The 21834-nt window shown below is 72.2% G+C and carries 21 protein-coding genes and 2 pseudogenes; 9 read left to right on the top strand and 14 right to left on the bottom strand.

Going from position 1 to position 21834, the window contains the following annotated elements:
• The first annotated feature begins 684 nt into the window (after positions 1 to 684).
• On the top strand, positions 685 to 1023 hold the full coding sequence (locus ACFYYT_RS31735; RefSeq protein WP_351826160.1) for a hypothetical protein: 339 nt from the start codon (positions 685 to 687) through the stop codon (positions 1021 to 1023).
• A 219-nt stretch (positions 1024 to 1242) separates the two neighbouring features.
• Positions 1243 to 1554 carry a cupin domain-containing protein gene (locus ACFYYT_RS31740; RefSeq protein ID WP_351826161.1) on the top strand — a complete coding sequence of 104 codons (312 nt, stop codon included), beginning with the start codon at positions 1243 to 1245 and terminating at the stop codon, positions 1552 to 1554.
• Between the two features lie 19 nt (positions 1555 to 1573).
• Here ACFYYT_RS31740 and ACFYYT_RS31745 read toward each other — a convergent pair.
• Positions 1574 to 1714 (bottom strand): annotated as a pseudogene (locus ACFYYT_RS31745) (IS982 family transposase); the annotation flags it as partial.
• Between the two features lie 29 nt (positions 1715 to 1743).
• Positions 1744 to 2268 carry a MepB family protein gene (locus ACFYYT_RS31750; RefSeq protein ID WP_351826162.1) on the bottom strand — a complete coding sequence of 175 codons (525 nt, stop codon included), beginning with the start codon at positions 2266 to 2268 and terminating at the stop codon, positions 1744 to 1746.
• A 169-nt stretch (positions 2269 to 2437) separates the two neighbouring features.
• Here ACFYYT_RS31750 and ACFYYT_RS31755 point away from each other — a divergent pair, with 169 nt between their 5' ends.
• Complete coding sequence (locus ACFYYT_RS31755) at positions 2438 to 3331, top strand: IS982 family transposase (protein ID WP_351826163.1); 894 nt, start codon at positions 2438 to 2440, stop codon at positions 3329 to 3331.
• Positions 3332 to 3350: 19 nt separating this feature from the next.
• Here ACFYYT_RS31755 and ACFYYT_RS31760 read toward each other — a convergent pair whose 3' ends face one another.
• The 5 genes and pseudogenes from ACFYYT_RS31760 to ACFYYT_RS31780 form a co-directional block, all read right to left on the bottom strand.
• On the bottom strand, positions 3351 to 3737 hold the full coding sequence (locus ACFYYT_RS31760; RefSeq protein WP_351826164.1) for a hypothetical protein: 387 nt from the start codon (positions 3735 to 3737) through the stop codon (positions 3351 to 3353).
• A 129-nt stretch (positions 3738 to 3866) separates the two neighbouring features.
• A complete protein-coding gene (locus tag ACFYYT_RS31765) occupies positions 3867 to 4178 on the bottom strand; it encodes a hypothetical protein (protein ID WP_351826194.1) in 312 nt (103 codons plus the stop codon).
• Positions 4166 to 4438 (bottom strand): annotated as a pseudogene (locus tag ACFYYT_RS31770) (serine/threonine protein kinase); the annotation flags it as partial. The gene ACFYYT_RS31765 and the pseudogene ACFYYT_RS31770, both read right to left, overlap by 13 nt.
• Positions 4439 to 4552: 114 nt before the next feature.
• Positions 4553 to 4798, bottom strand: a complete 246-nt coding sequence (locus ACFYYT_RS31775; protein ID WP_351826165.1) for a DUF397 domain-containing protein — start codon at positions 4796 to 4798, stop codon at positions 4553 to 4555.
• The gene (locus tag ACFYYT_RS31780) at positions 4795 to 5628 is read right to left on the bottom strand and encodes a helix-turn-helix transcriptional regulator (RefSeq protein ID WP_351826166.1); all 834 of its coding nucleotides are present in this window, start codon (positions 5626 to 5628) and stop codon (positions 4795 to 4797) included. The genes ACFYYT_RS31775 and ACFYYT_RS31780 overlap by 4 nt, the downstream gene beginning before the upstream one ends.
• 126 nt (positions 5629 to 5754) lie before the next feature.
• Here ACFYYT_RS31780 and ACFYYT_RS31785 point away from each other — a divergent pair, with 126 nt between their 5' ends.
• Entirely contained in the window at positions 5755 to 6228 is a 474-nt protein-coding gene (locus ACFYYT_RS31785) for an ATP-binding protein (protein WP_351826167.1), read from the top strand.
• 63 nt (positions 6229 to 6291) lie between these two features.
• Here ACFYYT_RS31785 and ACFYYT_RS31790 read toward each other — a convergent pair whose 3' ends face one another.
• From ACFYYT_RS31790 to ACFYYT_RS31800, 3 genes are all read right to left on the bottom strand, one after another.
• Complete coding sequence (locus tag ACFYYT_RS31790; protein WP_351826168.1) at positions 6292 to 6768, bottom strand: hypothetical protein; 477 nt, start codon at positions 6766 to 6768, stop codon at positions 6292 to 6294.
• Positions 6769 to 6866: 98 nt separating this feature from the next.
• The gene (locus tag ACFYYT_RS31795; protein ID WP_351826169.1) at positions 6867 to 7727 is read right to left on the bottom strand and encodes a TIGR03619 family F420-dependent LLM class oxidoreductase; all 861 of its coding nucleotides are present in this window, start codon (positions 7725 to 7727) and stop codon (positions 6867 to 6869) included.
• Positions 7728 to 7875: 148 nt separating this feature from the next.
• Positions 7876 to 9216: an ADP-ribosylglycohydrolase family protein gene (locus ACFYYT_RS31800; RefSeq protein ID WP_351826170.1), complete on the bottom strand. Its 1341-nt coding sequence runs from the start codon at positions 9214 to 9216 to the stop codon at positions 7876 to 7878.
• Between the two features lie 223 nt (positions 9217 to 9439).
• Here ACFYYT_RS31800 and ACFYYT_RS31805 point away from each other — a divergent pair, with 223 nt between their 5' ends.
• A complete protein-coding gene (locus ACFYYT_RS31805; RefSeq protein WP_351826171.1) occupies positions 9440 to 10525 on the top strand; it encodes a tyrosine-protein phosphatase in 1086 nt (361 codons plus the stop codon).
• Positions 10526 to 10599: 74 nt separating this feature from the next.
• Here the strand turns inward: ACFYYT_RS31805 and ACFYYT_RS31810 are convergent, their stop codons facing one another.
• The 3 genes from ACFYYT_RS31810 to ACFYYT_RS31820 all read right to left on the bottom strand — a co-directional run bounded on the left by ACFYYT_RS31810 (position 10600) and on the right by ACFYYT_RS31820 (position 14714).
• A complete protein-coding gene (locus ACFYYT_RS31810; protein ID WP_351826172.1) occupies positions 10600 to 13191 on the bottom strand; it encodes a bifunctional FO biosynthesis protein CofGH in 2592 nt (863 codons plus the stop codon).
• A 40-nt stretch (positions 13192 to 13231) separates the two neighbouring features.
• Positions 13232 to 14017 carry an SDR family oxidoreductase gene (locus tag ACFYYT_RS31815; protein WP_351826173.1) on the bottom strand — a complete coding sequence of 262 codons (786 nt, stop codon included), beginning with the start codon at positions 14015 to 14017 and terminating at the stop codon, positions 13232 to 13234.
• A gap of 109 nt (positions 14018 to 14126) precedes the next feature.
• The gene (locus ACFYYT_RS31820; RefSeq protein WP_351826174.1) at positions 14127 to 14714 is read right to left on the bottom strand and encodes a hypothetical protein; all 588 of its coding nucleotides are present in this window, start codon (positions 14712 to 14714) and stop codon (positions 14127 to 14129) included.
• A gap of 314 nt (positions 14715 to 15028) precedes the next feature.
• Here ACFYYT_RS31820 and ACFYYT_RS31825 point away from each other — a divergent pair, with 314 nt between their 5' ends.
• Positions 15029 to 16750, top strand: a complete 1722-nt coding sequence (locus tag ACFYYT_RS31825) for a lytic transglycosylase domain-containing protein (protein ID WP_351826175.1) — start codon at positions 15029 to 15031, stop codon at positions 16748 to 16750.
• A gap of 271 nt (positions 16751 to 17021) precedes the next feature.
• Here the strand turns inward: ACFYYT_RS31825 and ACFYYT_RS31830 are convergent, their stop codons facing one another.
• A complete protein-coding gene (locus tag ACFYYT_RS31830; protein ID WP_007265804.1) occupies positions 17022 to 17225 on the bottom strand; it encodes a cold-shock protein in 204 nt (67 codons plus the stop codon).
• Between the two features lie 238 nt (positions 17226 to 17463).
• On the opposite strand from ACFYYT_RS31830, the gene ACFYYT_RS31835 reads away from it, so the two are divergent.
• The 3 genes from ACFYYT_RS31835 to mqnC all read left to right on the top strand — a co-directional run bounded on the left by ACFYYT_RS31835 (position 17464) and on the right by mqnC (position 21834).
• Positions 17464 to 18327: a menaquinone biosynthesis protein gene (locus tag ACFYYT_RS31835; RefSeq protein WP_351826176.1), complete on the top strand. Its 864-nt coding sequence runs from the start codon at positions 17464 to 17466 to the stop codon at positions 18325 to 18327.
• Positions 18328 to 18686: 359 nt separating this feature from the next.
• Positions 18687 to 20561, top strand: coding sequence for a serine/threonine-protein kinase (locus ACFYYT_RS31840; RefSeq protein WP_351826177.1), 1875 nt, complete (start codon positions 18687 to 18689; stop codon positions 20559 to 20561).
• A gap of 73 nt (positions 20562 to 20634) precedes the next feature.
• A complete protein-coding gene (gene mqnC, locus ACFYYT_RS31845) occupies positions 20635 to 21834 on the top strand; it encodes a cyclic dehypoxanthinyl futalosine synthase (protein ID WP_351826178.1) in 1200 nt (399 codons plus the stop codon).

Here is a 21834-nt window from a genome sequence, read left to right on the forward strand (position 1 = left end):
TTTCGTGCGGTCTGAGGGCGATCGTCGCCCGCCGGTCGCCATCTGCCGTCCTCGTCTTCCCCTCGCCATCTGCCGGTCGTCGTCTGCCGGTCGCCATCTGCGGTCGTCGTCTGCCGATCTCCGACTGCCGGTCTCCGTCCGCCGGTCGCCATCTGCCGGTCTCCATCCGCTCTCCGTTTGCCGGGGGGCGGTCGCTCGTCAAGTAGGGCCAATTCTTCGCCTTGGGCGGCTTATGTCCAGCCACAGATGGGCGGCGGACGCTATGCCGGGCGAAGCGTGTAGCGATCTGATGCGCGGGGGCTTCTGCTGGAGCCGCAGGCTCGTCGTGTCGCTGTCTCGTGTGGTCTGGCAGCTCCCGGCCCCTCGTTCATCTCTGACGGGCCCGGGCATGACTCGTCCCCCCCTGCCGTTTCCCTGGGGGCTTCCCGGCAGTCTTTGGCGTTTCGTGGCGGGACGGTCGGTCAAGGGTGGCCGAAGGCCATCGCGAAGCGACGCGACGAAGGAGCGCCCTTGAGGGACCGGCCCGACGCGGAAGGACAGTGGACTGACGGGCAGCCCCCAGCACCGTCCCGGCCCCCTCCAGGGTGCACCGCCCACCCCCGACCCCACCCCCGCGCCCGCCCCCGCCCCGCCGCCGCGAAAAACAGGTGCGTGCGCCCTCGCGCGGCGCCTAGCTTGAGGCGGATGAGCAGCGACTATCCATTCGCCGACGGGTACAACCTCGTCTGGGACCTGAGCGGCTTCGGCGAGGCGGACGAGGAGTTGGTCGAGTCCGTGTCCCTGACCCGGGACCAGTTCCTTGAGATCCGGTACCTCTTCGTGCTCGGTGACGATCCATGGATGGTGGCGGGCGAGTACCGGGTGGCACCCGGCATATGGGCCCGCGTCCGCAGCGCCGTGCCCGGAGTCCGGTTCCAGCGCGACGCGGAGTACTTCCTCGGCGCCCGTCAGGCCCTGCCTGACGGGCGCTTCTGGCGTCCGGCCCCGGGCACGACCGCGCCGGGCCCGGTCCCTCCGCCGTGACCAGGGCTAGGACGTGTCCGCACTCGACCTTGTGCCTGTGCTTGTACATTTCGCGGTCGAAACCGGGCGGCCGTCCGACCGAGGCGGGAGGTTTTGCCTCACGGTCGACCAGCAGTGCGCTGCCGTGTCGTAGCGTCACTGCATCCCTTGATCACGATCGCGGACGTCTCCGGCGGCTCATTCAGCCCTCCGGTGAGGCGGCCCGCCAGGAGGCACGCCATGAGCGTTATCGACATACGGAGCACGGCCGTAAAACTGCCGGACACCTGGAGCTCACACCTGCTCGGGCAGGTCGGGGGCACCGGGGTGAAGGTGCTGCGGATGGATGGACGCCCCTTGGCGCCGGAATCCCATGCCACGGCGGAAGCACTGCTGGTGATGGACGGCACGCTGCAATTGGTGGCTGGCGACATCGAGGTCGAAGTATGCGCGGGGGAGATGTACATCGTTGAGGCGGGAGTAGAGCATGCCGTGCGACCCGGCAGTCGAGGCACGCTCGTCATCATCGAACACATTTCAAGCGCGCCCTAGACGAGTTATTACGATGTGATCAGTGGTCGTAGGCGATCAGGGATCGCATGACAGGCTGTCGGGTCTTGTGGTTGTGCCAGACCGCTGCGGCCAGCGCGAGGACGCGCTGGGCGACGCGGACGGCAACGCCCTCGAAGGTCCGGCCGCCGTGCTGTTCCAGGTCGCCGGACGCCGTCGCGCAACGGGCACCTATGGGTGGTAGAGGGCGTGGGCGAGAGTCAGGTCGGCAAGCCCGTCCTGACCGAGGTTGAAGAAGTAGTTCACCTGCCATGCCTGCGTGCTGCGGGCCTGCCGGTTGGTCGTGGTCACCCACGGCGGGTAGACGCGGAATCCGCGCTTCCCGCCGGAGCCGTTACAGGAGACGATGTTGCGCTCGCACAACACCTCGCGCGGGAACACGAACTGTCCGAAGCCGTTGTCGTCGCAGCTGCTGATGACGAAGAGGTCCACTCCGTCGTCGGCGTCGAAGGGCCGGATCGGCCCCTCTTCAGACCGCTGCCACAAGGTGACGAACTGGCCCACCTTCGCCGGGGTGGTCTTGGCCACGCGGAACCGAACCGAGCGGTCATCGAGCGTGAACGCGCAAGCCGCGTACTCGGCACTCTCCGGTTCGGGCACCGGCAGCGAGCAGACGAAACCGCTCGGGTCGTACACCAATGCCTTCGCTGACAGCAGGTCACCATGAAACCCCGTCCACGACTGATTCGAAACCATGCCGTCATCCTGCCATCGCACCCGTGCGCACTGCTTTGGCCCCTCATGCCGCCAGCCGCGCACCGCCCCCCTCGAACCCGAGGTACATCCTCCGGACAGAGCCCAGGCGAGTCGTTCCGAACACTGACGGTGTGTCCGGGAACACCAACAGGGCATCCAAGATCGATCTGTGATGAATGACCTGGACGCCCTGCTCACCGCACTGTACGTGAAGATCGACGATGAAATCGGAGATACCCGATGGCTGGGTCGCCCGCCGCGGTTGACGGACTCCGAGCTCGTCTGCCTCGCTGTTGCCCAGGCGATGCTGGGCTTTGCCTCGGAGTCCAGGTGGCTGCGGTTCGTCCGCTCCCGCCTCGGCTCGATGTTCCCGTACGTGCCGAAGCAGCCTGGCTGGAACAAGCGGCTGCGGGCCGCGCTACCGCTGGTCAAGCGGACGATACGACTCCTCGCCACCGACACCGACTTCTGGTTCGACAACCACTGGATCGTCGACTCCACCCCGGTGCCGTGCGGTATGTCGAGGCCGACGGTGAAACGGTCGGACCTGGCCGGCTGGGCCGGATACGGATACTGCGCCTCCCACTCCCGTTTCTTCTGGGGCCTGCGGCTGTACCTGGTATGCACTCCGGCTGGGATGCCGATCCTATGGGCCCTGGCGAACCCGAAGCTGGACGAGCGCGAGGTGCTGACGGCGATGCTGGACCGCGAGCCGGAAACGGTCACCGACGGCCCCGGCCTGCTGCTGATCGCGGACAAGGGCTTCGCCTCCAAGGAGTTCGAGGCCGGTCTGGCCTTGCGCGGGGCGGAGTTGCTGCGGCCGTCGTTCAAGCGGGAGAAACTCCGCAAAGGCGAGTCCCTGTTGAAGTCGGTACGCCAGCTGATCGAGTCGGTGAACGACACCCTCAAGGGTCAACTCGACCTGGAACAGCACGGCGGCCGGACCTTCGAGGGCGTTGCCGTCCGCGTCGCCCAGCGCGTCCTCGCGCTGGCCGCAGCGGTCTGGCACAACCACAAGACCCGACAGCCTGTCATGCGATCCCTGATCGCCTACGACCACTGATCACATCGGAATAACTCGTCTAGTAGTAGTAGGGGTACCCCATGGCCGCCATCACGACGTAGACACCGATGCCGGCCAGGGCCGTCGCGAGGGCGGATCCGAGCGGTGCTCGTGAGGTGACGCCGGACGGCGCGACGAGTACGCCGGCGCTCCTGGTCTGCCTCCAGACGAAGCCCACGAGAAGGACGAGGGCGATCGGGGGGAGGATGAATCCCTGGTTCGTGAAGTAGGGAACGGCCCCGCTGATCGCTACGATCCCGCCGCAGCCGAGCAGCACGGCGAGCACGGCGAGCACGTCGGAACGAGCACCGAGGCGCCCGGGACGGTCCTCTGCCAGCCTTCCCGCTCCGATCGCGGCGACCACGGCCAGGGGGACCAACGCGAACAGGCACCAGCGCCAGCTCACGTCCAGGACGAGCCACCAGACCGTCGCAAAGCCGATGGCGCCGCTCCTCCAGCCCGGAGAAGGCCGTGGCCACCAGGAGCGCGGCGGAGGACGAGATCAGCGCGCCGAAGACGCCCAGGAGGGCGCGGCTCAAGACCAGCAGGTCGGAAATGGCCGCCTCGCCGCCGAACGCGGCGGCCACCGCGAAGCCCGCCAGGGTGCCGTCGGGGCGTACGCGGGCGGCGGGGGCGTCGGCTTGGCGAGCTGGACGCGGGGGTCGGTGCGTAAGTCGGCGGTGGCAGCGGGCGCGGGGGCGGGGACGTAGTCCAGGAGGTGGGCGGCCCGTCGGCCGAGCTGGGCCAGTACCGCGCCCGGCAGCCATTCACCGGCCTGGTCTCCCGCCGTGTACGTGGCCACCTCGTGCGGGGTGGGCCGCTTGGACGGGTCCTTGTAGCCACCCACGGGACGGCGGCCTCGGTGTCGGCGTCCAGGACGTCGGCCGTCCAGGCGCCGCCCACCCGCCGGGCCGCTGCCACCTCGCGGGCGAACCGTCTCCGGAACTCCGGGTGCTGGGCGTGTTCCGCCAGGACGACCTTGACCGCGACCGTACGCCCGAGGTCGGAGCGGCCCAGGTGCACCAGGCCCATCCCGCCCTCGCCGAGGCGGGCGATCAGACGGTACGGGCCTATGTGCGTGGGGTCCTGCCCCGTCAGGTGTTCCACGGCGGAGGCGTCAGCCCTTCAGGTCGGGGCTCAGGGTGGTACACCCCGGTCCCCCTGGATGGACGGCGCAGATCCTAAAGCAGAACAAACATCCAAGGGCCCGGTATGGATGGATCAGTGGACGCCCAGCCCGCCGAGGAACGCGGTCCAGCCGGCGGGGCTGACCGCCAGCTCGGGGCTGGCGGCGAGCTTCGAGTCCCGGACGTGCACGGTGTCGGCACAGCTGGCGACCTCGACGCAGTCGTCGCCGTCGCCGCTGCTGTACGTGGACTTGTGCCAGGAGAGGGCGACCTCGACGCAGTTGTCGCCCTGGCTGCTGCTGTAACTGCTCTTGAACCACCGGAGCTGGGAGCTGTTCACAGAGATCCTCGCATTCGCATCAACAGGCCCATGCTGTCAGCAGGATTGAGGGCCTGGATGCGAAGTTTTGCATATCGCTGGTGGAGCAGGCTGATGTCCTTCGGGTCGTAGAGCACGCGGCCCGACTGCTGACCCTCGCTGTAGCCCACCCACTCGTACTCCTGGGTTTCCAGGAGGCGGAAGGGTCCGCCGAGGCCGGCGTGGTGAGGGCTGACCAGCGGCATGATCTGGAGGTCGACGTTCGGGAGCTTGGCCACGGTCATCAGGTGGTCGATCAACCCTTGGGTCACCTCCGGCCCGCCAGTCCGCCGGAGCAACACCACCTCGTCGATGATGAAGCTGAAGACCATATAGGGGGTCTGGTGTAAAACCGCCTGCCGTCCCAGTCGGGCCTTGATGCGGGCCTGCGCTTCCTTGGGCGCGGGTGGAGGCAGTACGTCCGCGATGAGTGCTCGGGCGTACGCCTCTGTCTGGAGCAGGCCCGGAACTGACCGGGACTCGTAGGTGTTCAGCGCGATGGCTTCCGCCTCCAGCTCGGCCCAGAGCCGGAACCACTTCGCCAGCCCACGCCTGCGGTTCAACTGTCTGGCTGCGATGAGGATGACACCGTGGGCATCCAGGATCTCCTCCGCCTTGTTCACGAACTTCGGCGACGGATGTCGTCGTCCCTGCTCCACCGAAGCCACGTACTGCACCGAGTAGCCGACCAAGGGGCGGAACTGCTCCTGGGTCAGGCCTGCGCGTTTACGGAAGGCGGACAGCGTTTCGCCGAAGTTCTTGAGATCCGGATCCGGGTCAGCCTTCTTGGTGCCGTCTTCGTCAGCCGTCATCACGGTCACCTCCCCGCGACATGCTCACGGTCGGTGACTGCGCCTGTCCAGAGAGTCGGCTACTACAGTTCAAGAGTAGTAGTCGCCGTGCTGGGAACTCCCCTCCCCACAAGGGACGTTCTCTCCATGACCACTCCCTCCGGCCCCGCCCGGACCCTCGTACGCGTGTTCACTCAGCGTTTCAGCTGCACCCGCCGTGGAGCCCGGCTCGCTCGGCAGCTGGTGCTCGTGGAGCTGCACGGCTGGGGGGTGCCCGAGGGCACGCCGCTGTCCGATGACGCCGGGCTCCTCGTCGCGGAGCTCGCAGCCAATGCCGTCCTGCACGGGCGCTTGCCGGGGCGGGACTTCGAGGTGCGCATGACGCTGCTGGCGGGGGTGCTGCGGGTGGAGGTGTCCGATGCCCGCCGGGACCGGCGGCCGGTGGTGCGGGGGCGGGATCACCGGGCGGGGTCGGGGTACGGGCTGCGGATCGTGGAGGCGCTCGCCACCGACTGGGGGGTCGTGGACCGGCTCGTCGGGAAGACCGTGTGGGCCGAACTGCCGCGCCGGGCGAGGCCGGTGCAGCCCGGCGGCCACGAGGAGGAGCCCGGCCTCCGGTAACGCCGTGACGTGAGCCGCGACCAAGCCGGGGGGCCTCGCGGGGTGGGAGGCCCCCCGAGGGTGCTACTTCTTGGTCGGGAGGGCCGGGAGGGAGGGCAGCTTGCCCTCGCTGCGCTGGAAGGTGTCCGTACCGGCGGCGCCCTCCCAGGTGACCTTCAGGGTGGTGGCGTCGACGGAGTCGACCTTGCCCTTCGAGCGGGTCGCCCCGGCCGGGCACTTCAGGTCGAGGGCGGCGCCAGTGCTGGTGCCCTCGCAGGTCAGCCCGGTGGCTGCCTCGACCACGAACGCGGTCTGGCCCTTGACGGTGAGCACGACGCCCTTGCCCGGGTTCTGCATCGAGATCCAGCCACCGTCCAGGGTGCCCGCCTTGGCCGCCCCGCCCGCGCCGCCCGCCGTGGGGCTGGCGGCGGGGGCCGGGGCGATGACGGGGGTTTCCTTCTTGTCCGCCGCGGGGGCGGAGTCGCTGCCGCAGCCCGTCAGGGTGAGCACGGCGGCGATGCCGGTGGCGGCGGCGACGGAAAGGCGCAGGTGGTTGAGCACGGGAAAGTCCCCCAGGGAAAGCGAGTTGGCTGGAAACGCAACGCGCCAACCTATCAGCCGCCGGGTGGGGCGAAGGCCCGTCAGGGGTCTCAGAGGTGTCAGAGGTACTGGGCGAAGTCGTCCAGGGCCCGCAGCACCTCTGCCTCGGGGGCCGAGGGGAGCTGGAGGACGACCTCCTCCAGGCCGAGTTCGGCGTAGTGGCCCATCTTGCCGGGGCTCGGCTGGACGGCGTACGGGACGACCTGGAGGGTCTTGGGGTCGCGCCCGGCGTCCTCCCAGGCCCGCCGCAGCACCGGCACCGACTCGGTGAGGCCGCGTCCGCCGATGGGGAGCCAGCCGTCGGCGTGGTCGGCGATGGCCGAGAACAGCTTCGGGCCGGCTGAGCCGCCGATCAGCGTGCGCGGACCGTACAGGGGCTGCCCGGGGGCCAGTTCGCGCGGCGGCTGCACCGGCTTGGGGTGGGCCGAGCTCGGCTGGACGCGGGCGTACGGGCCCTCGTGGCCGGTGGGCCGCGGGGCCCACAGGGCGCGCATCAGGGCCATGTGGTCGCGGACCCGCTCGCGCCGGGTGCTCCACTCGACGCCGTGGTCGGCGGCCTCCTCGACGTTCCAGCCGTAGCCGATGCCGAGGGTGAGGCGGCCGCCGCTGAGGTGGTCCAGGGTGGCGACCTGCTTGGCGAGGCCGATCGGGTCGTGCTGGGCGACCAGGGTGATGCCGGTGCCCAGGTGCAGGCGTTCGGTGACGGCGGCGGCCTGCCCGAGGGCGACGAACGGGTCGAGGGTGCGCCCGTACTGCTCCGGGAGGTCACCGCCCATGGGGGCGTCGGTGACGCGGCTGACGGGGATGTGGGTGTGCTCGGGGAGGTAGAGGCCGTGGAAGCCCCGCTCCTCCAGGGCGCGGGCCAGCCGGACGGGGGAGACGGTGCGGTCGGTGAGGAAGACGGTCGTGGCGATCCGCATGGGCGAGGGCACCTCCGAGTCGTGGGGAGGGCCAAGGTACGGCGTTCCGCGCCAGGGCGGCAGGGCCCGCCACGCCCCGCCACGCCCCGCCCCGGCGTCGCTTCCCGGACCCCCGCCCGGCCGGAGCCCGGCCCCGCCCCGCCCGGGTTCAGGCCGGCGGGACCGGGTAGCGGGCGAGCCAGGCCGGGGCGGCGGACCGGGAGCCGTGCAGGGCCGGGCCCTGGGTCAGCTCCAGGGCGAGGTCGTCGGCGAGCGCGAGGACCGTGGCGCGGCCCTCCAGCCCGGCCAGCCAGCCGGCCGGCAGGGCCGTCTCCCCGTGCAGTGCGCCGAGCAGGGCCCCGCACAGGGCGCCCGTGGCGGCGGAGTCGCCGCCGTGGTTGACGGCGAGCCGCAGCCCGTGGCGGACGTCCTCCGCGACGAGGGCGCAGTACACGGCGGCGGCGAGGGTGTCGGCGGCGTCCCGGCCGCCGCCGGGGGCGAGGGCCTCGACGGCCGCCGGTGAGGGCGTGCCCCGGGTGACGGCGGCGACGGCCCGCCGGAGGGCGTCGGTGACGGGCTCGTGGCCGGGCCGGGCGGCGAGCAGACCGAGGGCGCGCTGGACCGAGGCGTCCAGGGAGTCGCCCCGGGTCAGGCCGTGCACGATCACGGCGAAGGCGCCCGCCGCCAGGTAGGCGGTGGGGTGCCCGTGGCTCTGGGCGGCGCACTCGACGGTCAACTGGAGGACCAGGGCGGGCTCCCAGCCGGTGAGCAGCCCGAAGGGCGCCGAGCGGGTGGTGGCGGCCGCGTCCCGGGCAGTGGGGTTCTTCGGCTGCTCCGGCGTGGCGAGGGTGTCGTCGGCGAAGCCGGTCAGGCAGGAGCGGTCCGGGGCGCGCCGGGCGTAGAGCCACTCCTCGCGGGCGAGCCAGCCGTTGTCCGCGCGGCGCTCGTCCGGGCCCCAGTCGTGCTGCGTCGCGGCCCAGCGGCGGTAGGCGCGGTGGACGTCGGTCGGCGGGTGCCAGCCGCCGGTGTCCCGGCGCACGTGGGCCCGTATCAGGCCGTCCACGGTGAACAGGGTCAGCTGGGTGGCGGCGGTGACGGTGCCCGCGGGGCCGTCGGCTACGGGGGCGGGCTCGGTCAGGCCCGCCGGGCCGTGGGCCGTACGGATCCCCTCCAGGGTGAGGGCGGTCACGGGGGCGCCGAGGGTGTCGCCGAGGGCGGAGCCGAGCAGGGCGCCGCGCACGCGGCTGCGGAAGTCCTGCTGTTCGGCGCGGCCCCAGAGCGCGGTGGCCGGGACCGGACCGGTGGCCGGGACCGGACCGGTGGCCGGGACCGGACCGGTGGCCGGGACCGGACCGGCGGTCGGCGGTTCCGGCGGCGGCGGCGGTGTCGGCGCGACCGTCGGCGGCGCAACCGTCGCCGCTGGAGTCGTCGTCGGCGGTGCGGTCGGCGTGTGCGCGGACTCGGGTGCCGCCCCCGCGGCGCCCGTATCCGGTGTGATCGTCGTGTCCATGTCCATCCCCCCGTGTCCTGGCGCGCACTGTAGTGGACAGGTTCGGTCGAATTCGGAAGGAGTCCGCCATGGCGCCGGTAAGTGACCGGAGGACCGCCGTCGGGCGAACGGATCCGGCCACCGTCCCGCCATGTGGCACGTTTTGCCACTGGCCTTCGAGCCGGTCGGTTTCGGCCATGCCTCGTTCATGCGGCGTTCTCCGGACCCGCCCAGCCTCGACGGCATGAAGAAGGCTCTCCTCGCCGCGACCGTCGTCGCCTCCGCGCTCACCGCCTCCCTGGTCGTGCCCCCCGCCGCCACCGCCTCCGGCTGGGACCTCCCCTGGGGCAACGGCCACCACCGGGGCCGGTCGGCCATCCCGTTCACCGAGGCCACCGTCACCGCCGGCGCCGACGGCTCGTACACCCTGAAGTGGAGCGCCGGGAACACCAGGCGCGTCGAGATCAAGGCCAACGGCAAGGTCGTCGCCCGGGGCGGCGCCCAGGGCCGGGCCGTCGTCAAGGGGCTGCCCGCCGCCGACCGCCAGTGGTTCGACTTCGAGCCGGACCGCGGCGAGGGCCTGCGCCTCGCCGACCGTCTGATCAAGCTGGAGGGGACCGCCAACTTCCGCGACGCGGGCGGCTACCGCACCACCACCGGCCAGTGGGTCAAGATGGGCGAGATCTACCGCTCCGACGCCCTCGCCAAGCTCACCGCGAACGACCTGGCCACCCTCCAGCGGCTGCGCGTCAAGACCGTCTTCGACCTGCGCACGCAGGACGAGCGCGGCAAGGACGCCGACCGGGTCCCGGCCGGCGCCGCCCACGTCGTCGCCGATGTCTTCGCGGGCTCGCCCGCCTTCCAGACGATGCCCAAGTCCCCCGACGAGGCCGTCAAGAACATGATCGACGCCGAGAAGACGATGGTCAGCGGCGAGGGCGGCAAGAAGGCCTACACCCAGGTCTTCGAGGGCATCGAGAAGGACCGCGGCCGCGCCGTCCTCTTCCACTGCACCGCCGGCAAGGACCGCACGGGCTGGGCCAACGCCACCCTGCTGACCGCGCTCGGCGTCCCGCAGGAGACGGTGATGGCCGACTACCTGGCCTCCAACGACTACCGCAAGTCCGCCAACGACGCGATCCTCTCGCACCTCCCGCCCGCCCAGGCCGCCGTCTACAAGCCGCTCCTGGACGTCCGCCCCGAGTACCTGAACGCGGGCAACGCCGAGGTCGAGGCCACGTACGGCTCCTTCGACCGCTACCTGAAGAACGGCCTCGGCATCGACTCCCACGAGCTGCGCGACCTGAAGGAAGACCTCCTGGTCGGCTGACCGGCCCCGCCCCCGCCCCCGGCGCACGACGCCCCGGCCGGGGACGCTGCCCCGGCCGGGCCGCCGCCCCGCGTTCAGTCCAGGACCGGCAGCAGCCGCGGCAGGTGCCCGTCCGAGGCGCGGGCCGCCTCCTGGCGCTCCGCCGGGACCTCCCCGTACAGGGTCGTCCGGGCCTTCGCGGGCCGCCCGGCCGCCTCGGCGACCGCCACCAGGTCCCGTACCGACTTGTACGAGCCGTAACTCGACCCCGCCATCCGCGAGATCGTCTCCTCCATCAGGGTCCCGCCCAGGTCGTTCGCGCCGGAGCGGAGCATCTCGGCCGCCCCCTGCGCGCCCAGCTTCACCCAGCTGGTCTGGATGTTCGGGATGTGCGGGTGCAGCAGCAGCCGGGCCATCGCCGTCACCGCCCGGTTGTCCCGCGCCGTCGGACCGGGCCGGGCGATGCCCGCCAGGTACACGGGGGCGTTGGTGTGGATGAACGGCAGCGTCACGAACTCCGTGAAACCGGCCACGCCCTTCTCCAGCGCGCTCTCCTGGATCCGGGTCAGCGTGCGGAAGTGGCCCAGCCAGTGCCGGGGCTGGTCCACGTGCCCGTACATCATGGTGGACGAGGACCGGATGCCCAGCTCGTGCGCGGTGGTGATGACCTCGGTCCAGTCCGCCGTCGGCAGCTTGCCCTTGGTCAGCACCCAGCGGACCTCGTCGTCCAGGATCTCCGCCGCCGTCCCCGGGATCGAGTCCAGCCCGGCCTCCTTGGCGGCCGTCAGCCAGTCCCGTACGGACATCCCCGTACGGGTCGCGCCGTTGACGACCTCCATCGGGGAGAAGGCGTGCACGTGGATGCCGGGGACCCGCTCCTTGACCGCCCGCGCGATGTCGAAGTACGCCGTCCCGGGCAGGTCCGGGTGGATGCCGCCCTGCATGCACACCTCGACCGCGCCCACGTCCCAGGCCTGCGCCGCCCGGTCGGCGACCTGGTCCAGGGAGAGGGTGTAGGCGTCGGCGTCGGTGCGGCGCTGCGCGAAGGCGCAGAAACGGCAGCCGGTGTAACAGACGTTGGTGAAGTTGATGTTCCTGGTGACGACGTACGTGACCGCCTCGCCCACCACCGACCTGCGCAGGTCGTCCGCGATCCGGCACAGCGCGTCCAGCGCGGGCCCGTCCGCGTGCAGCAGTGCCAGGGCCTGCCCGTCGGTGAGCGCCGTCGGATCGTCGGCGGCCCGCGCGAGGGCCTCGCGCACGTCCGTGTCGATGCGCTCGGGGACCATGCCGGGGGCCGCGGCCTCGCGCAGGGCCTCCCAGTCGCCGTAGACGTGGTCGAAGTCCTCGCGGCGGTCGCCGGTCCGGCCCTCGGTGTCGATGGCGGTGTGCAGATCGGTGCGCCCGTACGCGCCGAGGCCCTCGTCGGGCTCCTGCCAGGGATGCCCCTCGACCGTCGCCGACTCGTCGGCCAGCCCCGTCCCCGGATCTGCCAGCGCCCGTACGTGCGGCAGCAGGCGCGGATCCAGCCAGGGCTCGCCGCGCCGGACGAACTCCGGGTACACGCAGAGCCGTTCGCGCAGCTCGAAACCGGCCGCCGCGGACTGCGCGGCCAGCGTCTCGATCTGGGGCCAGGGCCGCTCCGGGTTGACGTGGTCCGGGGTCAGCGGCGAGACGCCGCCCCAGTCGTCGATGCCCGCGCCGATCAGCCGGGCGTACTCCCCGTCGACCAGGTTCGGCGGTGCCTGGAGGCAGGCGGAGGGGCCCATGAGGTGCCGGGCGACGGCGATGGTGGCGACCAGGTCGTCGAGTTCGGCGTCCGGCATCCCGCGCATGGCCGTGTCCGGCTTGGCGCGGAAGTTCTGGATGATCAGCTCCTGGATGCCGTGGTAGGCGCGGGAGATCCGGCGCAGCGCGAAGAGGGATTCCGCCCGCTCCGTGTACGTCTCGCCGATCCCGATCAGCAGCCCGGAGGTGAAGGGCACCGAGGAGCGCCCGGCGTCTTCCAGGACCCGCAGCCGGACGGCCGGTTCCTTGTCGGGGGAGCCGTAGTGGGGGCCGCCGGGCTCGGACCACAGCCGGGTCGCGGTGGTCTCCAGCATCATGCCCATGGACGGGGCCACCGGCTTGAGCCGCTGGAAGTCGGCCCAGGACATGACGCCCGGGTTGAGGTGGGGCAGCAGGCCCGTCTCCTCCAGGATGCGGATCGACACGGCCCGTACGTAGGAGATCGTGTCGTCGTAGCCGTGCGCCTCCAGCCACTCCCGTGCCTCGGGCCAGCGGTCCTCGGGCTTGTCCCCGAGGGTGATCAGCGCTTCCTTGCAGCCGAGGGCGGCGCCCTTGCGGGCCACGTCGAGGACCTCGTCCGGGGACATGAACATCCCGTGGCCGGCCCGGCGCAGCTTGCCGGGGACGGTGGCGAAGGTGCAGTAGTGGCACGTGTCGCGGCACAGCCGGGTGAGGGGGATGAACACGCTCTTCGAGTACGTGATGACCCCGGGCCGGCCCGCGGCGGCGAGCCCGGAGTCCCGGACGCGGGCGGCGGAGGCGGTGAGGTCGTCGAGGGCCGCACCGCGCGCCTGGAGCAGTACGGCCGCCTCGGTCGCGTCGAGCGCGACGCCGTCGCGGGCCCGCCGGAGCGCGCGGCGCATCGCGTTGTCGGTCGGAGCGTCACTCGGAGTGGTCATACGGCGAGCATACGATCACGGGCCGGATCGGTGAGGGGCGTCATCGCATCAGCTCACCGGCGTTGACCAGCAGTGACTGGCCGGTTATCGCCCGCGCCCGGTCGGAGGCGAGGAAGGCGGCGGCGTTCGCGACGTCCCCGTCGGTGGCGAGGTCCGGCAGGGCCATCCGCTCGGTCAGCCGGGCCTGGACCTCGGCCTCGGGCACCCCCTCGGTGTGCGCGGTGAAGGTGACGAAGGCCTGCACCGGCGGCCCCCACATCCAGCCCGGCAGCACGGTGTTGACGCGGATCCGGTCCGGGCCGAGCTCGCGCGCCATGGAGTACATCGCGGAGGTCAGCGCCCCCTTGGAGGCGGCGTAGGCGGCCTGCTGGACCTCGCTCGGGGCGGCCACGGCGGACTGGGTGCCGATGATGACGACCGAGCCACCGCCGCCCGCGCGCAGGGCGGGCAGACAGGCGCGGGTCATGCGCAGGGTGCCGAGCAGGTTGACGTCGAGGATCTGCTGCCAGGTCCCGAAGTCGGCGTCGGCCAGGCCTCCGAAGGAGGAGTCCCAGGCGGCGACGTGGACGACGGCGTCGACCCCGCCGAAGCGCCGTGTGGCGAGCGCGACGAGGGCCTCGCACTGGGCCTCGTCGGTGATGTCGGTGGTGCGGTGGGCGGTGTGCGCGCCGTCCGGGTCGATCTCGGCGGCGGACTTGACCAGGTTCGCCTCGGTCCGCGCGCCGAGCACGGCGTTGCCCCCGTCGCGCACCACGGCGGCGGCCACCTGGTGGCCGAGCCCGGCCCCGACCCCCGAGACGATGACGGTCTTCCCTCGCAGCAGCATGGCGCGCCCCCTGGCGGCTCGGTCCGGCGACTGGATCTGACGGGCCGTCAGGGTAGGGGTGCGGGGCGGGGTTGGGAAGGGCGGCGGGACGGACCCGCCGCCCCGGGGCTCAGGCCGCCACGTCCGCGATGATGTGCGAAACGACCCATACCGCCCAGAGCAGCGGGACGATCGCCACGTAGGCGAGCGGCCGGGCGTGCAGCGGCGGTCCCTCGTCCAGCTGTTGGCGGCCGGGCGCGGGCTCCGAGGGGTCGAGCTTGTCGAACTTCAGCGAGGCGACGAGGTTCCAGATCAGGGTGAAGGGCGTGAACAGCACCAGGGAGAGCGGGCTCCACCAGCCCTGGCACAGCGTCTTCGTGGTCATGATCCGGACCAGGGCCCGGCCGCACCGGCGGCAGAAGGGGCCGTCGAGCCGGTGGAAGCGCATCAGCACGAGCACGCCGACGTGGGCCCGGACCGCGAAGTTCACCGCCTCGGGGGCCCCGCAGTTGCGGCACCCGGCCGGGGGCGCCACGGGGTACGGGGCCTGCGGGTGGGCGTACTGCGGGGGCTGCTGTGCGTACGGGGGCTGCTGGGCGTGCGGCTGCTGTGCGTACGGCGGCTGCTGGGCGTGCGGCTGCTGGGCGTACGGGTTGGCTCCGGCCGGCGGGGGAGGCAGCGGCGCACCGGAGTAGGGGTTGACGGGGGGAGTGCTCATGGACGGGCCTTCGGGGTCTGCGGGGTTCACGGCTGGCAGGGGGTGGCGAACGAACGTACCAGCCGGGATGGGCCGTTCGGGCCGGCTGAACCGCACCAAAGGCCGCGAGCGGTTGCAGGAGGTGCCATTGGGGTGTTCCGGACCGCCTGGAGGCCCGCTGGACGTCCTGAGCCACAACCGGATGAAGGTGAGACGAATGGTGCCCCCTCTGTACGGGGGTGACGGCGAGTCGTATCCGAATACCTGATAGACAGAAGAATCACGGCTCGACCAGCCGACGCCTTCGCCGGCCGCCTTGGGGGGATCGCCGCACTGTGAAGCCGCTTCACCGTCACGTAGTCAACACCTCGCGCAAGGTCTTGTGCACGGCCGCCCTCGCGGCCAGCCTGACCACCGCCGCCGCTCTGACCAACACCCCGGTCGCCGGCGCGGGAGAAGCCGAACCGACCCCGGAGAGCCCGCAGGCCGCCGACCGGGGCGACGCCCGGCTCGACCTCCCGGCCCCGCTCGCGGACCCGCTGGCCCCGCCCGCCGCGGGCGGCGCGGTCGCGGGGGAGGGGGCTTCCGGGATCCCCGCGACCGCCCTCGACGCCTACAAGCGCGCCGAGGTCGCGGTGAAGGCCGCCCTCCCCAACTGCAACCTGTCCTGGGCGCTGATCGCGGGCATAGGCCGGGTCGAGTCGGTGCACGCCTCCGGCTACGGACTCAAGCCCGACGGCACCACCGAGCGGCCGATCCGCGGGCCCCGCCTGGACGGCAACGGGTACGCGAAGATCACCGACACCGACAAGGGCGAGTGGGACGCGGACACCGAGTACGACCGCGCCTTCGGCCCGCTCCAGTTCATCCCCTCCACCTGGAAGGACTGGAAGGCCGACGGCAACGGCGACGGCCAGCGCGACGCGAACAACATCTACGACGCGGCGCTCGGCGCGGGCCTGTACCTCTGCGCGGGCGGCAAGGACCTCTCGCTCCCGGCGGACCTGGACAAGGCCGTCCTCAGCTACAACAGCTCGCGCGATTACGTGAACTCCGTGCTCGGCTACATGCGCCAGTACCTGGACGGCGCCACCGGCGTGCCCAACCCGCCCGTCGGCAACTACCCGACGCCGCCCACGCCGAGCCTGCCCACCCCGCAGGCGCCGCACGTGCCGTCGCCGAACACCCCGGCCACCCGGCCGACGCCGACGCCCACCCCGAAGCCCACCCCGAAGCCCACGCCGACTCCGACGCCGACCCCCACCCCGGGCGAGCCGTCGAAGCCGACCCCGCCGCCCGCGACCCTCGCCAAGCTGGAGCGGGTCGGCGACGCGAAGCTGGAGGCCGAGACCGGCGCCCTCTTCGCGGAGGGCGTCCGCTTCAAGGCGGTGCTCAGCGACGGCAAGCCCGCCGCCGGGCAGGCCGTGGTCTTCGCCGTCGAGCAGGACACCACCGGCGGCACGGGCTTCGTCTTCGAGGGCGAGCCGAGCGTGGTCGTCCGTACCGGCGCCGACGGCACCGCCACCGCGCCCCGCCTCAAGGCGGGCGCGAAGGGGGGCACCTTCACCCTGCGGGCGACGGCCTACGACGCCAAGAGCCAGTTCACGGTGACCCTGCCCGGCACGGTCACCGAGAAGGCGAAGCCGCTGGAGATCACCCGTGCCGATGGGGACGCCCCGGTCGCGGTCACGGCCGGCACCGCCGTCAAGGGCCTGGAGTTCCTGGCCGCCATGGGCGGCAAGCCCGTGGCGGACACGCGGGTGACGGCCACGCTGGTCGACGGCGAGCCGGGCGCCTGGGTCCCGCTGGACCCGAAGAAGGCGAAGGGCCCGTACTTCGCGGGCAAGGACGGCGCGAAGCTGTTCACCCTGGAGCTGCCCAAGACCGGCGCCGACGGCAAGACCGCCCTGCCGGAGCTGCTCACGACGGACGTGCCCGAGGGCACCTACCACCTCCGCCTGAGCACCCCGGACGGCGCGGAGCTCGTGGTGGGAATCAAGATCACCGCTCCGAAGCCCACCCAGCCCGCCAAGCCCACCCAGGCGGCCAAGCCCTGAGGCCGGCCAAGCCCTGAGGCCCGCCAAGCCCTGAGGCCCGCCAAGCCCTGAGGCCCGCCGGTCCCCGGCTCCGGCTCCGGCCGGGACCGGGGCCCGGGGGCCCGCCCCCGAACGCCGGTGGCCCGGTCACCTCGCGGTGACCGGGCCACCGGCGTTCCCCCGCGCCACCGCCGGGGGCACAAAGGCAGGAGCCCCGCCTCCTCCGCTCGCACGGAGGAGACAGGGCTCCTTGGGTACTGCTAATCCAACCGCGATCCGGTCGGCCAGGCGACTAGGCCGGGGTAACGTTCTCCGCCTGCGGGCCCTTCGGACCCTGCGTGACGTCGAAGTTCACCTGCTGGTTCTCCTCCAGGGAGCGGAAGCCAGAGGCGTTGATCGCGGAGTAGTGGACGAAGACATCCGGGCCGCCGCCGTCCTGGGCGATGAAGCCGAAGCCCTTTTCAGCGTTGAACCACTTCACGGTTCCGGTAGCCATGAGCCCTCCTATGGGCCAAAGGGTCGCCCTGCTCCAGAACCTGCTAAGAAGTCTGAAAACTACAAAAGCCTGCGGGTTACATGCTCCGCAGGCTTCGTACTGCAAGGGAAACCAAAACTGCAACTTGCGTCGAGCCTAGCACGCACCCTCGGGGCGAGACCAGAGGGAAAGATCACGTCACTCGGACGTTTGAGACCCGCCTGATCGCTGACGGCGAGCCGGGGGCTAGTCTCGCGATGTGGACGTCTATCGCAGCCGGCCCCGCGTCGGCCACATCCAGTTCCTGAACTGCCTGCCCCTCTACTGGGGACTGGCCCGAACCGGCACGCTGCTGGACATGGAGCTGACCAAGGACACCCCCGAGAAACTGAGCGAACGCCTCGTACGGGGCGAGCTGGACATCGCCCCCATCACCCTCGTGGAGTTCCTCCGCAACGCCGACCAGCTCGTCGCCTTCCCCGACCTCGCGGTCGGCTGCGACGGCCCCGTCATGTCCTGCGTGATCGTCTCGCAGGTCCCGCTGGAGCAGCTGGACGGCGCCCGGGTCGCCCTCGGATCGACCTCGCGGACCTCCGTACGCCTCGCCCAGCTGCTGCTCTCCGAGCAGTACGGGGTCCGGCCCGACTACTACACCTGCCCCCCTGACCTGGGGCTCATGATGCAGGAGGCCGAAGCGGCGGTGCTGATCGGCGACGCCGCGCTGCGCGCCTCCCTGCACGACGCCCCCCGCCTCGGGCTGACCGTGCACGACCTGGGGCAGATGTGGAAGGACTGGACGGGACTGCCGTTCGTCTTCGCCGTCTGGGCCGCCCGCAAGGACTACCTCGCCCGTGAGCCGGAGGTGGTCCACGAGGCCCACGCGGCGTTCCTCGCCTCCCGTGACCTCTCCTTGGAGGAAGTCGCGAAGGTCGCCGACCAGGCGGCCCGCTGGGAGGCCTTCGACGCCGAGCTGCTGGAGCGCTACTTCACCACCCTCGACTTCCGCTTCGGCCCCGAGCAGCTCGCCGGGGTACGCGAATTCGCGCGCCGTACCGGCCCGGACACGGGGTACGCGGCGGACGTCACCGTCGAGCTGCTGAAGGCGGCCGGTCCGCACCGCTGAGCGGGTTTATCCCGTCGATCTCCGGTGATCTCCGGCGGCCCGGAACGGGGAATGTTCCGTTTGCCGGGAATTCGTTCTCCTTTCGCATTCTCGTCCCCCGGTGTGGTGAATGCGGACGGGGGGCGGGGGAGCCGAAGGCATTCGTCCGGAACGGGAACAGGCCGGCCCGGGGCCATTGATCCGGCGGACCGGGAAGAGGTCCCCCGGCTCCCCGGCCCCCCGTCGCCCGTACGCCGCCCGTACGCCGGCTGTACGCCGGGCGGCCCGGCCGAGCCGCCGGGCCCGGCCGGGATCCGCCGGGCACCCCCTAAGGTGCTGCGTGTCGACGCGACACCACCAACTCGGGGACGGGGGACGCGATGCAGCCGCTCGAAGCCGGCGAGCCGCGGTTCATCGGCGCCTACCGGCTGCTCGGCCGGCTCGGCGCGGGCGGAATGGGCCGGGTCTACCTCGGGCGCAGCGCGGGCGGCCGGACCGTCGCCGTCAAGATCGTGCACCCGCACTTCGCCTCCGACGAGGAGTTCCGGGCCCGGTTCCGCCGCGAGGTGGAGGCGGCGCGGCGGGTCGGCGGGGAGTGGACCGCGCCCGTGCTGGACGCCGACCCGGAGGCGGCCGTGCCGTGGGTGGCGACCGGGTACGTGGCCGGGCCCTCGCTGGACCGTGCGGTGGCCGGGCATGGTCCGCTGCCCGAGCACTCGGTGCGGGCCGTCGGCGCGGGGCTGGCCCGGGCCCTGGTGGCGGTGCACGCGCTGGGACTCGTCCACCGGGACGTGAAGCCGTCCAACGTGATGCTGACCCTCGACGGGCCCCGGCTGATCGACTTCGGGATCGCCCGGGCCACAGGGGGGTCCCCCTGGACGGAGTCCGGGGGAGGCACCGCCTCGCTGACCTCCACCGGGGTGTCCGTCGGCTCGCCGGGCTACATGTCCCCGGAGCAGATCCTCGGCAAGGGCGTCACCGGCGCCTGCGACGTGTTCTCGCTGGGCGCGGTACTGGCCTTCGCGGCGACCGGCCGACCCCCCTTCACCGGGGACAACTCCGCGACCCTCCTCTACAAGGTGGTCCACGAACCGCCGGAGCTGGACGGGGTGCCCGCCGGCGCGCTGCGCGAGCTCATCGCCGCCTGCCTGGCCAAGGCGGCCTCCGGGCGCCCCGCGCCGCAGGACCTCGCGGCCGCCCTCGGCGGTGCGCTGGGGGCCCCGGGCTGGCTGCCGGGGCCGCTGGTGGAGGAGGCGAGCCGGGCGGCGGTGGCCCTGCTGGACCTGGACGCGGACGCCGCCGGGGACGCCGGGGGCGGGTCCGGCGGGGGCGCTTCCGGTGGCGGGTCCGTCCCGGTCCCCGGGGCGCGCGCGGAGCCCGTGTCCGGGCCGGTGCCGTTCACGGAGGGCTCCTCCGGCGGGCCCGTCGGAGTCGGCTTCGGTTCGCCCGACCCCTCGTACGGGGGGCGGTCCGGCTCCCCCTACTCCGCCGCGGCGGGCCCGTACGGCGGGGGCGGCGGGATGTACGGAGCCCCCACCGGGACGGCGGGCGGGCCGTCCGGGCCGTCCGGGCCGTCCGGCGCGGGGCACCCCGGCGCGGCCGTACCCGGGCAGCGGACCGCCCCCGACGGCCGGGGGGCGAGCCTGCGCGTGGCGGGGCGCCGCTTCAGCTGCACCCTGGTGCTCGGCGCCGCCGCCCTGACGGTGGCGCTGTCCGGCGGGCTGTACGCGTCGGGGCTGCTGCCGGGCCTGGGCCCGGACCGGGGCCGGGAGGCGGCCTCGGGCAACCCCCGGCCGGGCGGCAGCCCGCTCCCGGCCGGCTCCGCCCCGGCCTCCCCGCGCGCCTCGGACCCGGCGTCGCCCCCGGCCTCCGGCGCCCCGCCCAAGGGCACCCGTAACGACGTGCCCAAGGAGCTGACCGGCACCTGGAAGGGCACCGTCACCACCGCCCGCATGGGCGTGCCCAGCCAGTTCGAGATCACCATCAAGGCCGGCCGGGTCGGCGAGAGCGTCGGCCGGGACAAGTCCGTCATCGACCTCCTGGGCACCGACTGCGGCGGGGACTGGAAGCTGGCCTCCGCCACCGACCGTTCCCTCGTCCTGGACACCTCGGGCGGCCCCAACCCGGCCCCCGGCATCTGCTCGAACGGCTCCGCCGACGAGCGCTTCACCCTCAACGCGAACGGAACCCTCCACTACCGCTCGGGCGACCGGGCCGCCGGGAACCCCGAGGGCGACCTGACCCGTAGCCCCTGACGAGCACGCACCGCCCCTGGCGTAGGCTGGCTCGGTCCGGACCCTTGACACACCGCCGAAAGGTGACGCACCGGTGACCGACCAGGCCGCTCTCCAGTCTGTCCTCGACCGTGCCGCCGCAGGGGGCCGGATCACCAGGGAAGAGGCGCTCGACCTCTACCGGCACGCCCCGCTGCACGCGCTCGGCCAGGCCGCCGACGCCGCGCGCCGCCGGCGCTACGCCGGTACGGAGCACATCGCGACGTACATCATCGAGCGCAACATCAACTACACCAACGTGTGCGTCACGGCGTGCAAGTTCTGTGCCTTCTACGCGGCCCCCAAGGACACGAAGAAGGGCTGGTCCCGCGACCTCGACGACATCCTGCGCCGCTGCGCGGAGACCGTCGAGCTGGGCGGCACGCAGATCATGTTCCAGGGCGGGCACCACCCGGACTACGGCGTGGAGTACTACGAGGAGCACTTCTCCGCCATCAAGAAGGCGTTCCCGCAGCTGGTCATCCACTCCCTCGGCGCCTCCGAGGTCGACCACATGGCCCGCATCTCCGGCGTCTCGGCGAAGGAGGCCATCCAGCGGATCCACGCCGCCGGCCTCGACTCCTTCGCGGGCGCCGGCGCCGAACTGCTCCCGGAGCGGCCGCGCAAGGCGATCGCCCCGCTCAAGGAGTCCGGCGAACGCTGGCTGGAGATCATGGAGATGGCCCACGGGCTGGGGGTGGAGTCCACCTCCACCATGCTGATGGGCACCGGCGAGACCAACGCCGAGCGCATCGAGCACATCGCCATGATCCGGGACACGCAGGACCGCACCGGCGGCTTCCGCGCGTTCATCCCGTACACGTACCAGCCCGAGAACAACCACCTCAAGGGCCGGACCCAGGCGACGGTCTTCGAGTACCTGCGGATGATCGCCATCGCCCGCCTCTTCCTCGACAACATCGCCCACATCCAGGGCTCCTGGCTGACCGTCGGCAAGGAGGCGGGCCAGCTCTCCCTGCACTACGGCGCCGACGACCTCGGTTCGATCATGCTGGAGGAGAACGTCGTCTCCTCGGCCGGTGCCAAGCACCGCTCGAACCGGCAGGAGATCATCGACCTGATCCGCAAGGCGGGCCGCGTCCCGGCGCAGCGCGCGACGACGTACGAGCACCTCGTCGTGCACGACGACCCGGCGAACGACCCCGTGGACGACCGCGTCGTCTCCCACATCTCCTCGACCGCCATCGAGGGCGGCACCGCGCACCCCGAGCTGAAGCTCATCTCCACGAACTGA

This window comes from Streptomyces sp. NPDC002032, assembly GCF_042890765.1.
Taxonomy (GTDB): Bacteria; Actinomycetota; Actinomycetes; order Streptomycetales; family Streptomycetaceae; genus Streptomyces.

Coding starts and splice junctions, on each gene's coding strand:
- ACFYYT_RS31735 (WP_351826160.1), top strand. CDS start 685: ATGAGCAGCGACTATCCATTCGCCGACGGGTACAACCTCGTCTGGGAC.
- ACFYYT_RS31740 (WP_351826161.1), top strand. CDS start 1,243: ATGAGCGTTATCGACATACGGAGCACGGCCGTAAAACTGCCGGACACC.
- ACFYYT_RS31750 (WP_351826162.1), bottom strand. CDS start 2,268: ATGGTTTCGAATCAGTCGTGGACGGGGTTTCATGGTGACCTGCTGTCA.
- ACFYYT_RS31780 (WP_351826166.1), bottom strand. CDS start 5,628: ATGACGGCTGACGAAGACGGCACCAAGAAGGCTGACCCGGATCCGGAT.
- ACFYYT_RS31785 (WP_351826167.1), top strand. CDS start 5,755: ATGACCACTCCCTCCGGCCCCGCCCGGACCCTCGTACGCGTGTTCACT.
- ACFYYT_RS31795 (WP_351826169.1), bottom strand. CDS start 7,727: ATGCGGATCGCCACGACCGTCTTCCTCACCGACCGCACCGTCTCCCCC.
- ACFYYT_RS31800 (WP_351826170.1), bottom strand. CDS start 9,216: ATGGACACGACGATCACACCGGATACGGGCGCCGCGGGGGCGGCACCC.
- ACFYYT_RS31805 (WP_351826171.1), top strand. CDS start 9,440: ATGAAGAAGGCTCTCCTCGCCGCGACCGTCGTCGCCTCCGCGCTCACC.
- ACFYYT_RS31810 (WP_351826172.1), bottom strand. CDS start 13,191: ATGACCACTCCGAGTGACGCTCCGACCGACAACGCGATGCGCCGCGCG.
- ACFYYT_RS31815 (WP_351826173.1), bottom strand. CDS start 14,017: ATGCTGCTGCGAGGGAAGACCGTCATCGTCTCGGGGGTCGGGGCCGGG.
- ACFYYT_RS31820 (WP_351826174.1), bottom strand. CDS start 14,714: ATGAGCACTCCCCCCGTCAACCCCTACTCCGGTGCGCCGCTGCCTCCC.
- ACFYYT_RS31830 (WP_007265804.1), bottom strand. CDS start 17,225: ATGGCTACCGGAACCGTGAAGTGGTTCAACGCTGAAAAGGGCTTCGGC.
- ACFYYT_RS31840 (WP_351826177.1), top strand. CDS start 18,687: ATGCAGCCGCTCGAAGCCGGCGAGCCGCGGTTCATCGGCGCCTACCGG.